General features: G+C 71.2%; 10 protein-coding genes and 2 pseudogenes. 11 read left to right on the forward strand and 1 reads right to left on the reverse strand.

The genetic code is table 11. The annotated features are described in order from the left end of the window. Positions 1-68 precede the first annotated feature (68 nt). The 7 genes and pseudogenes from AB0D59_RS45410 to AB0D59_RS45440 all read left to right on the forward strand — a co-directional run. Positions 69-1,535 carry a sugar ABC transporter ATP-binding protein gene (locus AB0D59_RS45410; RefSeq protein ID WP_362577543.1) on the forward strand — a complete coding sequence of 489 codons (1,467 nt, stop codon included), beginning with the start codon at positions 69-71 and terminating at the stop codon, positions 1,533-1,535. Then, on the forward strand, positions 1,532-2,554 hold the full coding sequence (locus AB0D59_RS45415; protein WP_362577545.1) for an ABC transporter permease: 1,023 nt from the start codon (positions 1,532-1,534) through the stop codon (positions 2,552-2,554). The genes AB0D59_RS45410 and AB0D59_RS45415 overlap by 4 nt, the downstream gene beginning before the upstream one ends. Before the next feature lie 30 nt (positions 2,555-2,584). Next, positions 2,585-3,586: a sugar ABC transporter substrate-binding protein gene (locus AB0D59_RS45420; RefSeq protein WP_362577547.1), complete on the forward strand. Its 1,002-nt coding sequence runs from the start codon at positions 2,585-2,587 to the stop codon at positions 3,584-3,586. A gap of 124 nt (positions 3,587-3,710) precedes the next feature. Then, the gene (locus tag AB0D59_RS45425; protein WP_362577548.1) at positions 3,711-4,634 is read left to right on the forward strand and encodes an ABC transporter permease; all 924 of its coding nucleotides are present in this window, start codon (positions 3,711-3,713) and stop codon (positions 4,632-4,634) included. Between the two features lie 1,565 nt (positions 4,635-6,199). Then, positions 6,200-6,457, forward strand: coding sequence for a hypothetical protein (locus AB0D59_RS45430; RefSeq protein ID WP_362577550.1), 258 nt, complete (start codon positions 6,200-6,202; stop codon positions 6,455-6,457). A gap of 7 nt (positions 6,458-6,464) precedes the next feature. Next, on the forward strand, positions 6,465-10,931 hold the full coding sequence (locus tag AB0D59_RS45435; protein WP_362577552.1) for a cation-translocating P-type ATPase: 4,467 nt from the start codon (positions 6,465-6,467) through the stop codon (positions 10,929-10,931). Positions 10,932-10,981: 50 nt separating this feature from the next. Then, positions 10,982-11,204, forward strand: a pseudogene (locus tag AB0D59_RS45440) (IS6 family transposase); the annotation flags it as partial. A gap of 382 nt (positions 11,205-11,586) precedes the next feature. Here AB0D59_RS45440 and AB0D59_RS45445 read toward each other — a convergent pair. After that, on the reverse strand, positions 11,587-11,706 hold the full coding sequence (locus tag AB0D59_RS45445) for an LPFR motif small protein (protein ID WP_268817735.1): 120 nt from the start codon (positions 11,704-11,706) through the stop codon (positions 11,587-11,589). A gap of 82 nt (positions 11,707-11,788) precedes the next feature. Here AB0D59_RS45445 and AB0D59_RS45450 point away from each other — a divergent pair. The 4 genes and pseudogenes from AB0D59_RS45450 to AB0D59_RS45465 all read left to right on the forward strand — a co-directional run. Next, positions 11,789-11,986, forward strand: a pseudogene (locus AB0D59_RS45450) (thiamine pyrophosphate-requiring protein); the annotation flags it as partial. A gap of 44 nt (positions 11,987-12,030) precedes the next feature. After that, positions 12,031-12,849 carry a hypothetical protein gene (locus AB0D59_RS45455; RefSeq protein WP_362577554.1) on the forward strand — a complete coding sequence of 273 codons (819 nt, stop codon included), beginning with the start codon at positions 12,031-12,033 and terminating at the stop codon, positions 12,847-12,849. Then, the gene (locus tag AB0D59_RS45460) at positions 12,821-13,630 is read left to right on the forward strand and encodes a hypothetical protein (protein ID WP_362577556.1); all 810 of its coding nucleotides are present in this window, start codon (positions 12,821-12,823) and stop codon (positions 13,628-13,630) included. Before AB0D59_RS45455 ends, AB0D59_RS45460 begins: the two co-directional genes overlap by 29 nt. A gap of 982 nt (positions 13,631-14,612) precedes the next feature. Then, positions 14,613-15,641, forward strand: a complete 1,029-nt coding sequence (locus tag AB0D59_RS45465) for an SDR family oxidoreductase (protein ID WP_362577557.1) — start codon at positions 14,613-14,615, stop codon at positions 15,639-15,641. Positions 15,642-15,762 lie beyond the last annotated feature (121 nt).

Raw genomic sequence — 15,762 nt, forward strand, 5'->3', positions numbered from 1 at the left:
GCCTGCCCGGGCACAGCGACGGCGAGCCACCGATCGTGAGCCCGGCGCCCGCGATCGCAGTCGACAACGTGTCGAAGTCATTCGGCGGTGTCGCAGCCGTGAAGGACGTCTCGTTCACCGTGGCGAGCGGCGAAGTCGTCGCGCTGGCCGGGGAGAACGGGGCCGGCAAGTCCACCATCAAGAACATCATCAGCGGGGCTCTGCGCCCGGACTCCGGTCACGTCACCTTCGGCGGCGCACTCGCCACCGCACGGGTGGGCGGTGCACGGCATTCCGGCGTGGCCACCGTGCACCAGGAGACCAGCCTGTTCCCGGATCTCACCGTCGCCGAGAACCTCCTGATCGGACGTCTCGGGTCCCGGGCCATGACGGTACGGCCGGCCCGACTGCGGGGCGCCGCCACACCCCTTCTCCAGCGGGTCGGCGCCGGTTTCGGTCCGGCGGCGATGGTGCGCGACCTGTCCGCCGGGCAGCGTCAACTGGTCGAGATCGCCAAGGCGTTGGCGTCTGAACCGCGAGCCATCGTGTTCGACGAGCCGACCGCCTCGCTGAACCTCGCCGAGCGGGAACTGATCATGCGGATCGTCCAGCAGCTGAGCGGCGAGGGGGTGGCGGTCCTGTACATCACGCACTACCTGGAAGAGATCACGGCACTCAGTCACCGTGTCGTGGTCATGCGCGACGGGCGCACCGTGGCGGACCGGGCGACGAGTGAACTCGGCCGTGCGGCGCTCGAGTCGCTCATGGTGGGACGCGAACTCGCGCAGGGCTACCCGGACCTCCCGCAGCCCCGGCCGGAGGTCGCCCTGTCGGTGCGCGGCCTGAGCGACGACACCCGTGTCAGCGACATCTCGTTCGACATCGCCCGAGGGGAGATCTTCGGGCTGGCCGGGCTGATGGGTTCGGGACGCACCGAGGTCGCCCGGGCGATCGCCGGACTCGCGGGCAGGACCGGGCAGATCGAGGTGGACGGACGGCAGCTCCGGCGCGGCGACGTGCGCGCCTCCGTTCGAGCGGGCATCGCGTTCGTCACGGAGGACCGCCGTCGTGAGGGGCTGTTCCTGGAGCGGCCGATTCGCGAGAGCCTGTCGATGGTCGATCTCGGCTCGGTGTGCCGCTCCCGGCCGACCGGATGGCTCGACAACGGAGCCGAACGCCGTCTTGCCGAGGAGCTCGCAGCCAAGGTGCGCCTGGTCGCCCGCGGCGGACTGAACGCGGCCGGTGGTTCGCTGAGCGGCGGCAATCAGCAGAAGGTGGTGCTCGGCAAGTGGCTGAGCGGTCAGCCCCGGCTGGTCATTCTCGACGAGCCCACCCGGGGCATCGACGTGGGCGCCAAGGCGGAGATCCACCGCCTTCTCGTCGACCTGGCCGCGGCGGGCTCGTCGATCCTGCTCATCAGCTCGGAGATGGAGGAGGTTCTCGGGCTGAGCCATCGCGTCGGGGTCATGCACGACGGCCGGCTGGCGGGGGTCCTCGACCGGTCGCAGGCAACGCAGGAGGCCGTGATCCGCCTCGCCACGGGCGGTGCCCGATGATTCCGCCGGCGAAGGCGTATGGGTGGCTTCGCGCCGCAGTTCGGCGGCAGCCCCTGCTGCCGGTCCTGGTGGTTCTGCTGATCGTCCTGGCCCCGCTCTACGACGGATTCGCCACGACGGCGAACTTCCGCAACATCGCCGTCCAGTCGAGCCCCTTGGTCATCGCCGCGGTCGGCGCGACCTACGTGGTCATCACCGCCGGCATCGACCTCTCCGTCGGCTCCCTGCTCTTCCTCGCCGCCGCGATCGAGACGAGCAGCGCGCTGAGAGGTGAACCGGCCGCCGCCGTGTTCGTCGTCGTCGGAGCGGCCGGGCTGGTCATGGGCCTGGTCAACGGCGCGGCGGTCGCGCTGACCCGCGTGCCGGCGCTCATCGTCACCCTGGCCACCCTGCAGGTGTACCGCGGCCTGGGTGGTCATATCACCCGCCAGCAGGACATCAACCTGCCCGCGAACCTGCGGGGCATCGGCACCGGGACCGTGCTCGGCGTGCCCGCGCCGGTCCTGCTCGCCACGCTGGTGGCACTCGCCGGGGGTCTGGTGTTCAGCCGGACCGTGTTCGGCCGGTACGTGCAGGCGGTGGGCTCCAACCGGGGCGCCGCCCTCGACGCGGGCATCCCCGTCAGAACGGTGACCGCCGGAGTCTTCACACTCGCCGGCCTGCTCGCCGCCGTCGCCGCCCTCACCCAGACCGCCCGTCTCGGCACCGTCCAGCCCTCTATCGGCCAGGGCTACGAGTTGACCGTCATCACGGCCGTCGTCCTCGGCGGTACCAGCCTGTTCGGAGGCCGGGGAAGCATCATCGGGACCGTGCTCGGCGCCCTCGTGCTGACGACCGCCCAGACCGGTCTGGTCTTCTCCGGCGCCTCGCCCTACGTCTTCGACATCGTCCGCGGCGCTGTCCTGCTCGTCGCCGTCATCGCCGCAGGAGCGCGCTGGCGGAATCTCGCCCGTGCCGCACGCCTGACCGGTCGCTCTTCGACGCCCTCGGACAAGAACCGGACCGTGGCGACGGCCTGAGCCCACGCGCACCATTCGAAGGGAGTCAAGATGAAACCGTTCGCAGTCATTCGATGCGCGGCCGCGGTCACCGCGTCGGCGCTCGTCCTCGCCGGATGCGGTTCGACGGCGAACTCGGGGGGATCGGCGAACTCCGACAAGAAGGTCACGATCGGGGTGAGCTTCGATCTCCTCAACGCGATCCGCCAGGCGGAGAAGTCGGCGATCGAGAAGTCGGCCAAGGCCGCCGGTTACGAGATCGTCTTCAGCGTCGCGGACAAGGACGCGCAGAAGCAGACCTCACAGATCCAGGACATGATCCAGACCCGGAAGGTCGACGCGGTGATCGCGATCGCCCAGGACGGGCAGCAGATCGCCTCCTCGATCGCCCTCGCGAAGGCCCGCAAGGTCCCGTTCGTCGCGGTCGACCGCGCGGTCGCGGACCGGGCGAACACCACGTTCCAGATCACCGGTGACCCGGTGGCCGACGGCAGATTGGCGGCCGCGGAGTTCGTCGGGGTGGCCAGGTCCGAGCCGTTGAAGGTTCTCGAGTTGGTGGGCGCGCTGACCGACCAGAACGCGATCGGCCGCCGGGACGGGTTCAACGCCGCGCTCAAGGGCAGCCCCAAAGTCAGCGTCGTCAGCCAGGTCCCCACCAACTGGGACCCGTCGCAGGCCCTGGACGCGACCTCCAACGCGTTGCAGAGGAACCCCTCGATCAACGCGATCTTCATCCCGTCGGACTTCCTCCTGCCCTCCGTGCAGTCCGCCCTCACCTCGGCCAAGAGGCTGGCCCCGGTCGGAGATCCCCAGCACGTGGTGATCGTGACCATCGACGGCGACGAGAACGGCTGCAAGGCCCTGCGGCAGAAGACCATCGACGCCGACATCGCCACCCCTGTCGACGAGTTCGGCACAGAGGCGGTCCGGGCGATCACCACGGCACTGGCGGGCAGGACCGTCGCGCCCCGGACCGTCCAGAGCAAGGGCCTCCCCCTGAACCGGACCAACTACGCCACCACCAGCGCACGGGTGTGGGGCTGTGGCGCCTGAATCCACCCGCCGGGAGGGCCCGGCGCGGACGCCCTCGCCCACGCGCCCTGCCCCCGCCGCCGCACCCGGCCCGCGGCCGCTGCGCATGCCATGGCTTCGTGATCCGGCCCACCGTCCCGGCTGGTTGGCCGACCTGTCGATGCTGCCCGCACTGGCCCTGCTGATCGGTTTCCTGAGCCTGGTCACCGACGGCCTGCTGACGCCGTCGAACATCACCAACGTGTTCAGTCAGTCAGCGGTGGTCGCGATCGCGGCCATCGGCGCGACCTTCGTGATGCTGACCGGCGGCATCGACCTGTCCACCGGAAGCGTGATCGGTGCGAGTGGTGTCACCGGCGCCTGGATCATCACCGTCACCCACAGCGTCGCCGCGGGCGTCGTCGCAGGACTGGGCGCGGGAGCCGCGATCGGGCTGCTGGTGGGAGTCGTCGTCGCGAAACTGCCCGTGGTGCCCTTCGCCGTGACCCTCGCCGCCTTGTACGTGGTGAGCGGCGCCACCACGCTGCTCAGCCACGGCCGAACGATCGCGCCGATGCCCGTCGGTTTCATCGACTTCAGCATCGCCGGTCCCGGCGGCGTTCCGTACGCCGTCTGGCTGGCCGTCGGACTTTACGTCATCGCACAAGTCGCCCTGACGTGCACCGCGTGGGGCCGCCGCGTCGTCCACGTGGGGGCGAACGTCGAGGTCGCCCGCATCAGCGGCATCAATGTCACCTACACCAAGACGAGCGTCTACGCCGTGGCCGGCCTGTCCTCCGCGATGGCGGGCATCGTCCTGACCTCCGGCCTCGCCGGAGCGGGCGCGAGCATGGGGAGCCCGCTGTTGCTCAACATCGTCGGCGCGGTCGTCCTTGGCGGCACCAGCCTCTTCGGCGGCCGGGGCAGCCTGGTGCGCACCGGTATCGGTGTGCTGTTCCTGGGCTTTCTCTCCAACGGGATGAGCCTGCTCGGCCTGCCCTCGTACGACCAGCAGATCGTCACCGGCATCCTCATCTTCACCGCCGCTGCCGCCGACGGCTTGCTCCTCCGGCTGAGAAGCCATGTCTGAGGACTGCAGGACAAAGGATCTGAGTACGGACATGTCGTGGTCGCGAGGCACCGCCCGGCGGCGTTCCAGGCGGATGCCGCCGCCGTCGGCGGCGCGCCGGCGCAGACGGCCCGTCGCGTCGCGGTAGTAGTTCCTCGGCCTGTGCGAAGTGGCGTCCGTGGGCCGGCCGTCCGCCGCCGTCGGGGATGCGTCTCGTTCTGATGGCGTGTCAGGCAGCTTTTGGGGCAGCTCAGGCGCTTTCAAGCCGACCAGAATCGATGACACGTCGAGGACTGGTGATGCTCTCGGCTCGGTTTCGTCCGCGCCGAGAACCTGGAGGGCGACGACATGCTGGAGCGGATGGTCGAGGGCTTCAGACGGTTCGTCGCCGCCGACGGAGCCAAGGAAGATCTCTATTGGGCTGTGCCACGGTAGGCGAGGACGTATCCGTCGTCTTCGGTGGCGTAGCCGTGGCTCGGTGGGCAGGTCCGGCCTGGGTACCGGGGCATGGCGCCCGCGCTGCGGCGGGGCGAACCCGAGGCCGGCTACGCCGTCCTCGACGACGAAGCCGAAGCTGCCCCGACTCGGGCGCGGCGGACGACCGGCCGCCGCCGCGCGCAGGAACCCCGGTCAGCACCGAAACCCGCACACGGAGCGCGGAACCCGAGCACGAAGGCCCCCTGCGTACGCCACGAACGGGGCCCGGGGCGTACACGACGTAAACACCGGGCACACCCGCGCCCCCGTCGCATGTTCGCCGCAATGTCCCGGGCGAGGCCGACCAGCCGACGTGCCTCGGGCAGGGCGTCCGCCCGGGGGGACGTCACGGATGCATGAGGATCTTCACCGCGTCGTCCTCCTTGCGCTGGAAGATCTCGTACGCGTGCGGGGCGTCCTCCAGCGGGGTGGCGAAGTCGTCCACGCCGAGCGGCGGCCTGCCACGCGGTGGGCAGCACGTCGGACAGGTGGACGAAGCGGTCGTCCGCCGGTCCCTCGGGCACCTTGACAGGAACGCGGGGCCGAAGAGACCACTGGTCGGCGGTGGGGGTACGTCGGAAAGCGGGCAACCAGCATGCGCCTGCCGGTGGGCGTACGCGGGCCGCCGTCCCACGTGCACCACCGGTGCGGACACGCAGGCCGCACGGCAGACACGCATGTCGGCACGCTGTGAAGCAGGTCGGCTTCTGCGTGACGGCGGCGCAGGCCGACGACAGCAGGCACGGCCCGAGCGTGGCAACTTCACGTGCCGGATCCATACACCTCGCGCGGCCAGCCGAGCCGCAGTTGCCCGGCCGACTGCCCGGTCCGGGACTCGACCTGCACCGTTGAGGACCGGCCGCCACCGCTTCCAGGTCGCCGAATGCCTTAAGCGGCCGATTTATGGGCACTACACAGGGTAGGAGGTGGGACAAATGGGTGAAAATAAATACGAAACTTCGCGGACCGCTGTGACCGAGGCGATGACGCACCCCCTGGACACCATGAAAGAGACAGCGGACCACGTACCCGGCGTCCCCGCAGTGAAGGGGGCCTTCGACGGAATACTCGACTCCGTGGGTGCCGTGTCACCACGAACACGGCGCGTGATGGCATACACGGGCGCCGGGCTCCTCGGCGCCGCAGGCATCGTCGAGTGGCCGCTGGCCGCCGCCGGCGCGGCAGCCGTCTGGCTGACGCAGCCCCGGCCGCGCGCACAGGCACAGAGCCTGGGCCCGGAGACGGAAAGGGCGCCGGCCCCCGCGAACCCGCCGGGCGCGGACCCGCTGCCTGAGCCGGTGGGCGGGGCCAGCAAGGCGAAGGTCAAGGCCAAGGGCGCCGGCAAGAAGCACCATCAGGCGATGTGAGCCGGTGATGGCACGGGGCCTTGTGTCCGGCCTGCCCGGCACCGCGTTCCGGCTCGCCGCCGGCGTGGCCGCCGGGGCGGCCGGACGGGCGGTGACGGCGGCGGAAACGGGTATCCGCGCAGGGCGCGCGGTGGTCGCGGCGACGCGTCCCCAGCCGTCCTGCTGGAGCAGCGGGCGGCATCTGCACCTGGCCCTGCGCGTGCCGTCAGGGAACGGCCCGAGCGGTGCGGAACTGGAAGCGGCCGCGGGCAGGGTCGCCGAGGCCCTGGCGGAGCACGCCGACGTCCTGACCGCCTATTGGGACGGAGGCCTCGGTCGGCTGGTCGTGACGCTCGTCGAGGACGCCGCCACGGAGGCCGTGGCGAAACGGGCCGCCGGTTTGGCGGAGCGCCACGGACTGGAGCACATCGACGAGGCGGCACTGACGACTGCGCACCCCGCCTGGGGCGGCCGCCCCAGGACGCACGCGATCGCGCTCGCCTGCGACGTGGCAGGACTCGCCGCCGCGGTGACGGGCCGGGCCCTAGGGCTTCGGAGTTCGCCGCGGCTGATCACGGCGGCCGTGACGACGGTTCGCGAACACCCCCGGATCCGGGCCGCGTTGGAACGCCATCTGGGTGTCACGACCGCGGACCTGGTCATCGCGGCCTCGTACGCCGCGGCTCACGGCTTCGGGCAGTCCCCGACCGCGCTCTGCCTCGACGCGGTGCTGCGCGGCGGCCAGTTGGTCGAGGCAACGGCCCGGGCCGCGCACTTCGACGACCTCCACGACCGACTCTGCGCACCCGGGCGCGGACGCCCCGCGGTGACGGGAACCGCCCGGCCCGCCCTGGTGCCGTCCGGCGACAGGTACGCGGACCAGGCCATGACCGGCGCCCTGGGAGGCGCCGCGGGTACCTTCGCGTTCACCCGCGACGTCGGCGAGACCGCCGAGGCGGTGCTCGCCGCCTCGCCCCGGGCGGCCCGCTACGGCCCCACGGCGTTCAACGCTGCACTCGGCACACGTCTCGCGCGCCAGGACGTCTTCATCCGGCACATTGATCGGATCCGGCAGCTCGACGCGGTCGACACGATCGTCCTGCACTCTTCTGTGCTCAGCGGCGACCGCAGGACCGTCCTGGAGGTCCACCCCAGTACCGACGACTGGAGCGACGCGCGCCTGTGGCAGGCCGCCGCGGCCGTACTCGCCCGTCTGGACGACGGTGGGCAGTCCGGCGACGACGGCGCCGTTGGGCTGCGACCGGTGCCCGGCGGCGATGGCGAGGACACCGCCGTCCACATGATGATCGCTTCGGCCGACGGCAGGGACGTCGGTACGGTGCTCGTGGGCCGGGAAGTCGAACCGCGGGCGGAGTCCGTCTTGGACGCGGCGCGCGCAGCCGGACTCCACGTCGTGGTGACCGACAACGGGTCGCTGGCCGAGTTCGGTGCGCTGGCCGACGAACTGGTGTCGGCCCAGGAGCCGTTGGAGGAGAGGTTGCGGCGCCTGCACGCGGCGGGACGATTCGTCGTCGTGGCGGCACGCCTCCCCGCCGACGGGCCATGTGACGACGTTCTGCGGGGTCTGCTCGCCGCCGACGTGGCCGTCGCCGTCACGGACGACGACTCCGCCGTGGTGTGGGACGCGGACGCGTTCGTGCTGAACGGACTCGATGGGCTCTGGCTGCTCCTCGCTTCCGTGCCCGCCGCCCGGAAGACGGCGCGGCAGGCCAAGACCCTGGCCGAGGCGGGCGCCGCGCTCTCCGAACTACTGGTGATCACCAGAGGCTCCCGGGGCCGGCGCGGCAGGCTGCGGGCCGGACTGCGGCTCAGCCCCGTCAACGCCGCCGCGGCGGCGGCCATGGCCCTCGGCTGGTACCGCGCCGTGAAGGCGACCTGCCGCCAGGCTCCGCACCCCCGGCCGCGTGTGGCGTGGCACGCCCTCGATCCCCGGGAAGTCATCTCCCGGGCACAGGAGTTCGGGCACCAGGAGGCGGCTGAGGCGGAGAGCGCGACCGCCGCAGCGGGCCGGGTCGTGGGAAACGTCACCCGGGCTCCGGTGCTCGCACCGGCGCGGCTGGCGCTCCGGCTGTTGCTGGCCGTACGCGCGGAACTCGACGACCCCCTGACTCCCGTCCTCGCCGTAGGCGCGACGGCCTCCGCCCTGCTGGGCTCGACCGTCGACGCGCTGCTCGTCACCGGTGCCGTGGGCATGAACGCGCTCGCCGGAGGCGTACAGCGGCTGCGCGCGGAACTCGCCCTGGAAGAGCTCGCAATGGGCCAGCGTCAAAAGGCCCGCCGCGTCGAGGACATGGACTCCGGTACCACGAGCACCGTGGAAGCAGGCCGGCTCCACCCCGGCGACGTCGTCGACTTGCAGACCGGTGACGTGGTGCCCGCCGACGCGCGGGTACTGAAGGTGGAGGACCTGGAGGTCGACGAGTCGTCCCTGACCGGCGAGTCGCTGCCGACCCTCAAGCAGGTCGACGCCACCCCCGGCGCGCCGGTGCCGGACCGCCGTTCCATGGTCTTCGAGGGAGCCACCGTGGTGGCCGGGCACGGTCGAGCCGTCGTGGTGAACACCGGGGACGACACCGAAGCCGGACGGGCCGCGCACCTCGCCTCAAGGACCCCTCCCGCGGCCGGCGTCCAGGCGAGGCTGCGCGAACTGACCGGCCATGTCATGCCTCTGACGCTGGCGGGCGGCGCGGCGGTCACGGCGGTGTCGCTGCTCCGCGGCACCCCGGTCCGGGAGGCCGTGCGTGGCGGGCTGGCGGTCGCGGTGGCCGCCGTCCCGGAGGGCCTGCCGCTGACCGCGACGGTCGCCCAGCTGGCGGCCGCGCGGCGGCTCACCGCCCACGGCATGCTGGCCCGCACCCCCCGCGCTCTTGAGGCGCTGGGCCGCATGGACACCCTGTGCTTCGACAAGACCGGCACCCTGACCGAGAACCGGCTGCGCGTCGTACGGGTCGCGGTCGACGGCGACATCCGCCCCCCGGACGCTCCCGAGGCTGCCGCGGTCCTGCGAACAGCCGCGCGCACCTGTCCGCGCGACACCGACGACCGTGGGCGGCACGCCCACGCCACGGACGCCGCGATCATCGAAGCCGCACCCGAGGACCTGCGGTGGACGGCTCGGGACGCCCTGCCGTTCGAGGCCAGCCGCGGATACGCCTCGGCGACGGGCGAGGACGCCGAGGGCACGCGGCTCCTGGTGGTCAAGGGAGCGCCGGAGGTCGTCCTGCCGGCGTGCCGGGGGGATGAGGCCGCCGCTACTGACACGGCACGAAGGCTGGCCTCCGAGGGGCTGCGTGTCCTGGCCGTCGCCATGCGGCGCCTGGACCACGACGAGTCCGAGGAAGCCATGGACCGGCCGTTGGACGAGCCGGGGCTCGGCATCGTGGGTTTCGTCGCCCTCGCTGACACTCCGCGCAGCGACGCCGCGGCACTTGTCTCCGGCCTCCAGAAGGCGGGCGTACGGCCGGTGATGCTCACCGGAGACCACCCCGAGACCGCACGCGCGGTAGCCGTGACACTCGGCTGGCCCGAGGATGCGGGCGTGGTGACCGGCGACGACCTGGCCGCGCTCGACCGCGGCGAGCGGGCGGAACACGTACGTGACTGCGGCGTGGTGGCCCGCGTCGCACCGGAGCAGAAGTTGCAGGTGATCGAGGCGCTCCGGGAGGCCGGGAGGGTCGTTGGCATGGTCGGGGACGGCTCGAACGACGCCGCCGCCATCAGGGCGGCCGACATCGGCGTGGGCATCGGCGCCCATGGTTCGGCCGCGGCCCGCAACGCCGCGGATCTGGTGATCGTTGACGACGCGCTCGCCGTGCTGCTGGAGGCCGTCGCCGAGGGACGGGCCCTCTGGCACAGCGTCGCCGACGCAATCAGTGTGCTGATCGGGGGCAACGCCGGTGAGATCGGCTTCTCGCTGTTCGGCACCCTGCTCGGCGGCAGCTCACCGCTGTCCACCCGGCAACTACTGCTGGTCAATCTGCTGACCGACATGTTCCCCGCGATGGCGGTCGCGGTCACCCCACAGGAGTCGGACAGCCGGCCGGGTGTGGGACGCGTCGGCACGGCGCCGGTGGGGCCGGGCACGCTGGGCGCCCCGCTGATGCGCCAGATCCGGCGCCGTGGCGTTGTCACCGCACTCGGTGCGTGTGCGGCCTGGCTGATCGGCACCGTCACGCCCGGCTCCGTGCGCCGCACCAGCACGATGGCCTTGTGCGGCGTCGTGGGCGCCCAGCTCACACAGACCGCCGTGGGGCGATGGCACAGCCCCTTGGTGATGCTTACCGTCATCGGCTCCGCCGTCGCACTCGTCGCCCTCGTGCAGACGCCCGGCGTCAGCCAGTTCTTCGGCTGTACGCCACTGGGCCCGCTGGCGTGGGCCGGTGTGGCGTCCGCCATCGCTGTGGCGGCGATCGGGTCGCGCGAGGACGGGTCGGCTGCAGCGTTCGTACAACGGGGCAAAGAAGGGGCTTCGTGATCACCTCGGTCAGGCCGGAGGTCCAGTACGGAAGCCCTCACTGAACCGGGCGGGCGGAGAACAGCCCCCAGCCCACGCGGCAGCGTGAACGCGCGATGAAGGGCTCCCGCAGCGTGGGCGCGGCCCAGCGGTTCCTGTCCGCGTTCACCGGCATCTCGCCCCACTTCCGGCCCCATCGGCACCTGATGACAGCCTTCGACCACCGAGCCGGCCACCCGCTTGGCCATCTGGGACAACGTCATCGCAGCCGTCGGGACGGCCGCAACGGCCTGACCCAGGGCCGAGACCCGAGCCGGCCTCGCCCCGGCACGCCACCAGACCGACCGACACCACACTGTGCTCCTTCATCCACGGTTCGCTGAGGGCTTGCACCGCTGGCCGGTCGTCGCCGGTCAGGTCCCAGCGATGCAGGATCAGCTCCTCGCGCATGTGTTCCGCGAAGAAGGGGACCTTCACGGACCGGCCGGTCCACCTCACCTCCGTGTCCGGGCAGAGGTCCTGCGCGGCGGCCGCGACCAACTCCGTGAGCTGTTCACAGCGGCTCATGAACAGGTCCCGCACTGCGATCCTCTCAAAGGGCTCGGCAGTGGGCGGTTCGGCGAGGTGTTCGGCAGGGGTCGTCACGAAGCGGCTTCCGGCCCACTCGCGGAGGTCGTCAGTGCGCGGAACGCGACGCTCCGCCGAACAGCCGGGCGAGTGCCCTGAACGGCAGCGTCACGACGGTGGCGATCGCACTGCCGATACCGCGGAGCACGTCTGCGATGGCACGGAACATGGAGGCCTCCGGGGTCTGGTCTGTCTACGGCTGGATGGATGTCAGTGGCGGGTACCCGCCGGGGCATCAGGTACTCGGCGGTGACCGTCCGTTCGTCATCGACTTCCGGACCGACCCGGCCGTACCGCCGATCCCGCCGCACGCCAGTCTCGACCAGATCGAGGCCGCGGCCTCGGCCGTCGTCAAGGGCGCCAGCGACCGGGTCGGCATGATCCGGCAGGGGCTGAAGGCGAAGGTCCAGGACATGCTCCCCGGCGGCAAGCAGCGCCAGGACAAGCCGGAGGAGTGCTGGTCCCGCACACCGCCGGGGACAGCGAGCCGCTCGTGGACCGGGTCGAGACCGCCGTGTACACCGTTGCGACCGACGCCCCGGCGGGCGACGGCACGCTGACCTGGGAATCGACCACCATGATCGTGATTCAGGTCAGCGGTGGCGGCGCCACGGGACTCGGGTACGCCTATGGTTCGGCGGCGACCGCCCAGGTCGTCGAGCGGCAACTCGCCGAGGTTGTGACCGGCCGGTGTGCCTTGGACACCCCCGCCGCCAACGAGGCGATGAACAGGGCGGTCCGCGACGCCGGCCGGCCCGGTCTGATCGCCGGCGCCGTCGCGGCCGTCGACATCGCCCTGTGGGATCTGAAGGCCCGCCTCCTCGAACTGCCTCTGGTACGGCTGCTCGGCGTGAGCCGCACCGACGTGCCCGTGTACGGCAGCGGCGGTTTTACGACGTACGACCAGCGCCAGCTGGATCGTCAACTGCGCCACTGGACCGAGGACCAGGACATTCCCCGCGTGAAGATCAAGATCAGGGAATCCTGGGGGCGGGCCGAGTGTTCCTCCATCTCGCCCTCCTCCGCTACGTCGGCCCGGTGTGTCGGCGCCCATGCGACCGCCGTAGGTCCGCAGCATCGATTGCGCCTGAGCGGCGATCGTGGTGCTACGGATTATCCCCCTGTGGCGCCGGCAGCGGATGCATGGCGAGCCGGTGTGCTCTGGGCTGCGCCGTGCGCGGCGGACGGCCACCGGCGCGGAATACGGGACATGATGGATGTAAATCCCCGTTCCGGAGGAAGGGCACGAAATGGTCGAATCCGGCCCTGGTGGTACCGGCGGTGTGACGGGTGGCAAATCGCGGTTCGATGACATCTACTCCCGTCCGGACCCTCGCGCGTACTTCCAGCGGCTGGCCCCGCTTGAGTACGAGATCCCGCATCATGCCCAGCCGGTCTTCCGGCAGGCAGCAACCGACCGGGCGGCGCTCGACGGCGGACCCCACGACAGGCCGGCGATGCTGGACGTGTGCTGCTCGTACGGGATCAACGCCGCGCTGCTCAACCACGACGTCACGCTGGCGGAGATGTGCGAGCGGTACACCTCCCCTGCTTGCCGGACGCTGTCGACGGCGGAGCTCGCCGCAGGGGACAAGGAGTTCTATGCCGAGCGACGCCGACCGGACGCAGTACCGGTCTTCGGCCTGGACGTCGCGGCACCCGCCGTGCAGTACGCGCTCGGGGTGGGACTGCTGGACGCCGCCTTCACCGATGACCTGGAACAGAGCTCACCCAGTCCCGGTCTGAGGCGCGCGCTCGCTGAGGTCGGTCTCATCACGCTGACAGGCGGCGGCAGCTATATCACCGCCCGCACCTTCAGGGCCCTGCTCGGCAGCGTCAGAAGGCCGGTGTGGGTCAGCGCGTTCGTTCTGCGGACCGTGTCGTACCACCCGATCGTCCGGGCACTGGCCGCGCACGGTCTGAGCACCACCGTCGACGTCACCCACACCTATCCGCAGCGTCTCTTCACCGACGAGCGGGAACAGCGGTATGCGATCGAGGCGGTACGGGCGCTGGGAGGCGACCCCGCAGGGCGCGAGAAGGACGGTCGTTTCCACAGCCTGCACTACGAGTCCCGGCCCGATACGCGGTGACAGTCCGGCCACCGAGTGGGGCGTCACCGTGCGCAGCGGCGGGCGGCGGACGGGTTCGTAGGACATCTCGCGGAGGTCGGCGGCGACGTTTGCGTGGCCGTCGCGCGGTCGCACGGACTGATCGCGAAGCTGCGCAGGGTGGCCATGTTCCGGTCCGTGGCCGGTGCGGACTCTCGAAGCGTCCTCGGCCCAGGTGGTGTCGCGGACGTAGTGGAGCCGGTTCCCAGTGGTCCACTGCGAGCGCACATCATCGCGAGACGCTCGGGGGAACCTGGCGACTGGTCAGGTCGGTCCGCACGTAGACCCGTCTCGTGGGTGGGTTCGCCGGTCTTCACGCAGGTCCGGCGGCGAGAGAGCGTGGCCTCGAAGGACCGGCTGTGGGACGCGTGGTCGAAGGCGCCGTGGGTGCCATGGGCGGCGCCTTTCGGCTGGTCGGCCGGTTCGAAGAGGTTGCTCTCGCCTCTCGGCGGCCGCCGGTCGGTCTGCTGGGCGTCGAAGCCGGTGCGGGCCAGGTATCGGTCGAGCAGGGCGGGGGACCAGGCGGTTGGCCCAGACCGGCGCCACCGTGGTCGCGCCGCCGTAGTACTGCTTGCGGTGCGGGTGGTCGGCGGCATGGCACGACGCCTCGCGCGGCCACCTCTGGCTGGTTGCTCTACCGGGCCATCCCGGTGCTGCTCTTTCTTCGTGAGCCGCTCTTCCGGCGGCGGCCCGTCGGGGCTGGTGTACGCGGCTTCGGCGACTGCCGTCAGCGCGCTGCGCTGAGTACGCCCGGGTGGCGGCCGTGTCCGGCGCCACCGGCCGCACCGGGCCGCCGCGTCCGGTCGGCGAGGAGCGGTCCGAAGATCTCCTCTGGGCGACCTCGTCCGTCTGGCCGGTGTACGCCGGCCGCGGTGAGCATCGTCTTCTTCCCCAGGCTCTGGGTACTCGACGAGACCACGCCCTTGGGGCGCGTGGACCAGACCCTCTCAGGGAGGAGCCGATCATGAGCAGCGAGTCCGGCGGCAGGATCGTCGTCACGGGCGCTACCGGCAATGTGGGCACCAGCCTGGTGCGTCTGCTCGCGGAGGACGCGGAGGTCGGATCCGTTCGGGGTCTGGCCCGCCGGATTCCCGACTGGTCGCCCGCCAAGTCCGAGTGGTCCGTGGTGGACCTGGCATCCGAGGACGCGGACCTGGTCAAGGACTTCGAGGGAGCCGACACCGTCGTCCATCTGGCCTGGGCGTTCCAGCCCACGCACGATCCGGCCACGACCTGGCGTACCAACGTGCTCGGCAGCATCCGAGTGTTCGAGGCAGTGGCCGCGGCGAAGGTGTCGGCACTGGTGTACGCCTCGTCGGTGGGCGCCTACTCGCCGGGGCCCAAGGAGCACGCGGTGGACGAATCGTGGCCCACACACGGCTGGCCGGATGCCGCGTACTGCCGTGAGAAGGCTTACCTGGAGCGGGCACTGGATTCCTTCGAGCATGAGCACCCCGGGGTCAGGGTGGTGCGGATGCGGCCCGCCTTCCTTTTCAAGCGGGAGTCGGCCAGTGAGCAGCGCCGCATCTTCGGCGGGCGCTTCCTGCCAGGTCCGCTGGCACGTCCCGAGCTGCTGCCCTTCCTGCCAGACATCCCCGGCCTGCGGATCCAGGTTCTGCACACGGACGACGCGGCGAAGGCGTACCAGCTCGCGATACACAGTCAGGTCCAGGGCGCGTTCAATCTGGCGGGCGAGCCACCCGTCGACGCGGAGATGCTGGGCGAGATGCTCGGAGCCCGTCCGGTGCGGCTGCCGCGTCCGGCAGCCCGCTCGGCGATCGCCGCCGCGTGGGGACTGCATCTGCTGCCCGCCTCGCCACACCTTTTCGACGCCGTACTGCGCCTGCCGCTCATGGACTGTTCACGGGCCCAGGCAGACCTTCAGTGGCGGCCGGAGCGGACGGCCGGAGAGGTCCTGGAGGAGTTCCTGCAGGGGCTGCAACGGGGAGCCGGCGAGGAGACGGAGCCGCTCAAGGCTCGCAAAGTGGGCTAAAAAGCTGCTGAAGATCTTGCTCTTGCCGTCCAGATCGCCCCGTGTTGCGTAATTGCCAACCAGCTTGAAGAGGTGCAAGCCGGGCGCGATTTCAAGATCCACCCGTTGTCGTTCCTGGTCT

The organism is Streptomyces sp. NPDC048417 (assembly GCF_040651615.1).
Classification (GTDB): Bacteria; Actinomycetota; Actinomycetes; order Streptomycetales; family Streptomycetaceae; genus Streptomyces.

Bases quoted from the DNA above. Each gene is read 5' to 3' on its own strand.
- AB0D59_RS45420 (WP_362577547.1), top strand. From the start codon at position 2,585: ATGAAACCGTTCGCAGTCATTCGATGCGCGGCCGCGGTCACCGCGTCG.
- AB0D59_RS45445 (WP_268817735.1), bottom strand. From the start codon at position 11,706: ATGTTCCGTGCCATCGCAGACGTGCTCCGCGGTATCGGCAGTGCGATC.
- AB0D59_RS45435 (WP_362577552.1), top strand. From the start codon at position 6,465: ATGGCACGGGGCCTTGTGTCCGGCCTGCCCGGCACCGCGTTCCGGCTC.
- AB0D59_RS45465 (WP_362577557.1), top strand. From the start codon at position 14,613: ATGAGCAGCGAGTCCGGCGGCAGGATCGTCGTCACGGGCGCTACCGGC.
- AB0D59_RS45415 (WP_362577545.1), top strand. From the start codon at position 1,532: ATGATTCCGCCGGCGAAGGCGTATGGGTGGCTTCGCGCCGCAGTTCGG.
- AB0D59_RS45430 (WP_362577550.1), top strand. From the start codon at position 6,200: ATGGCATACACGGGCGCCGGGCTCCTCGGCGCCGCAGGCATCGTCGAG.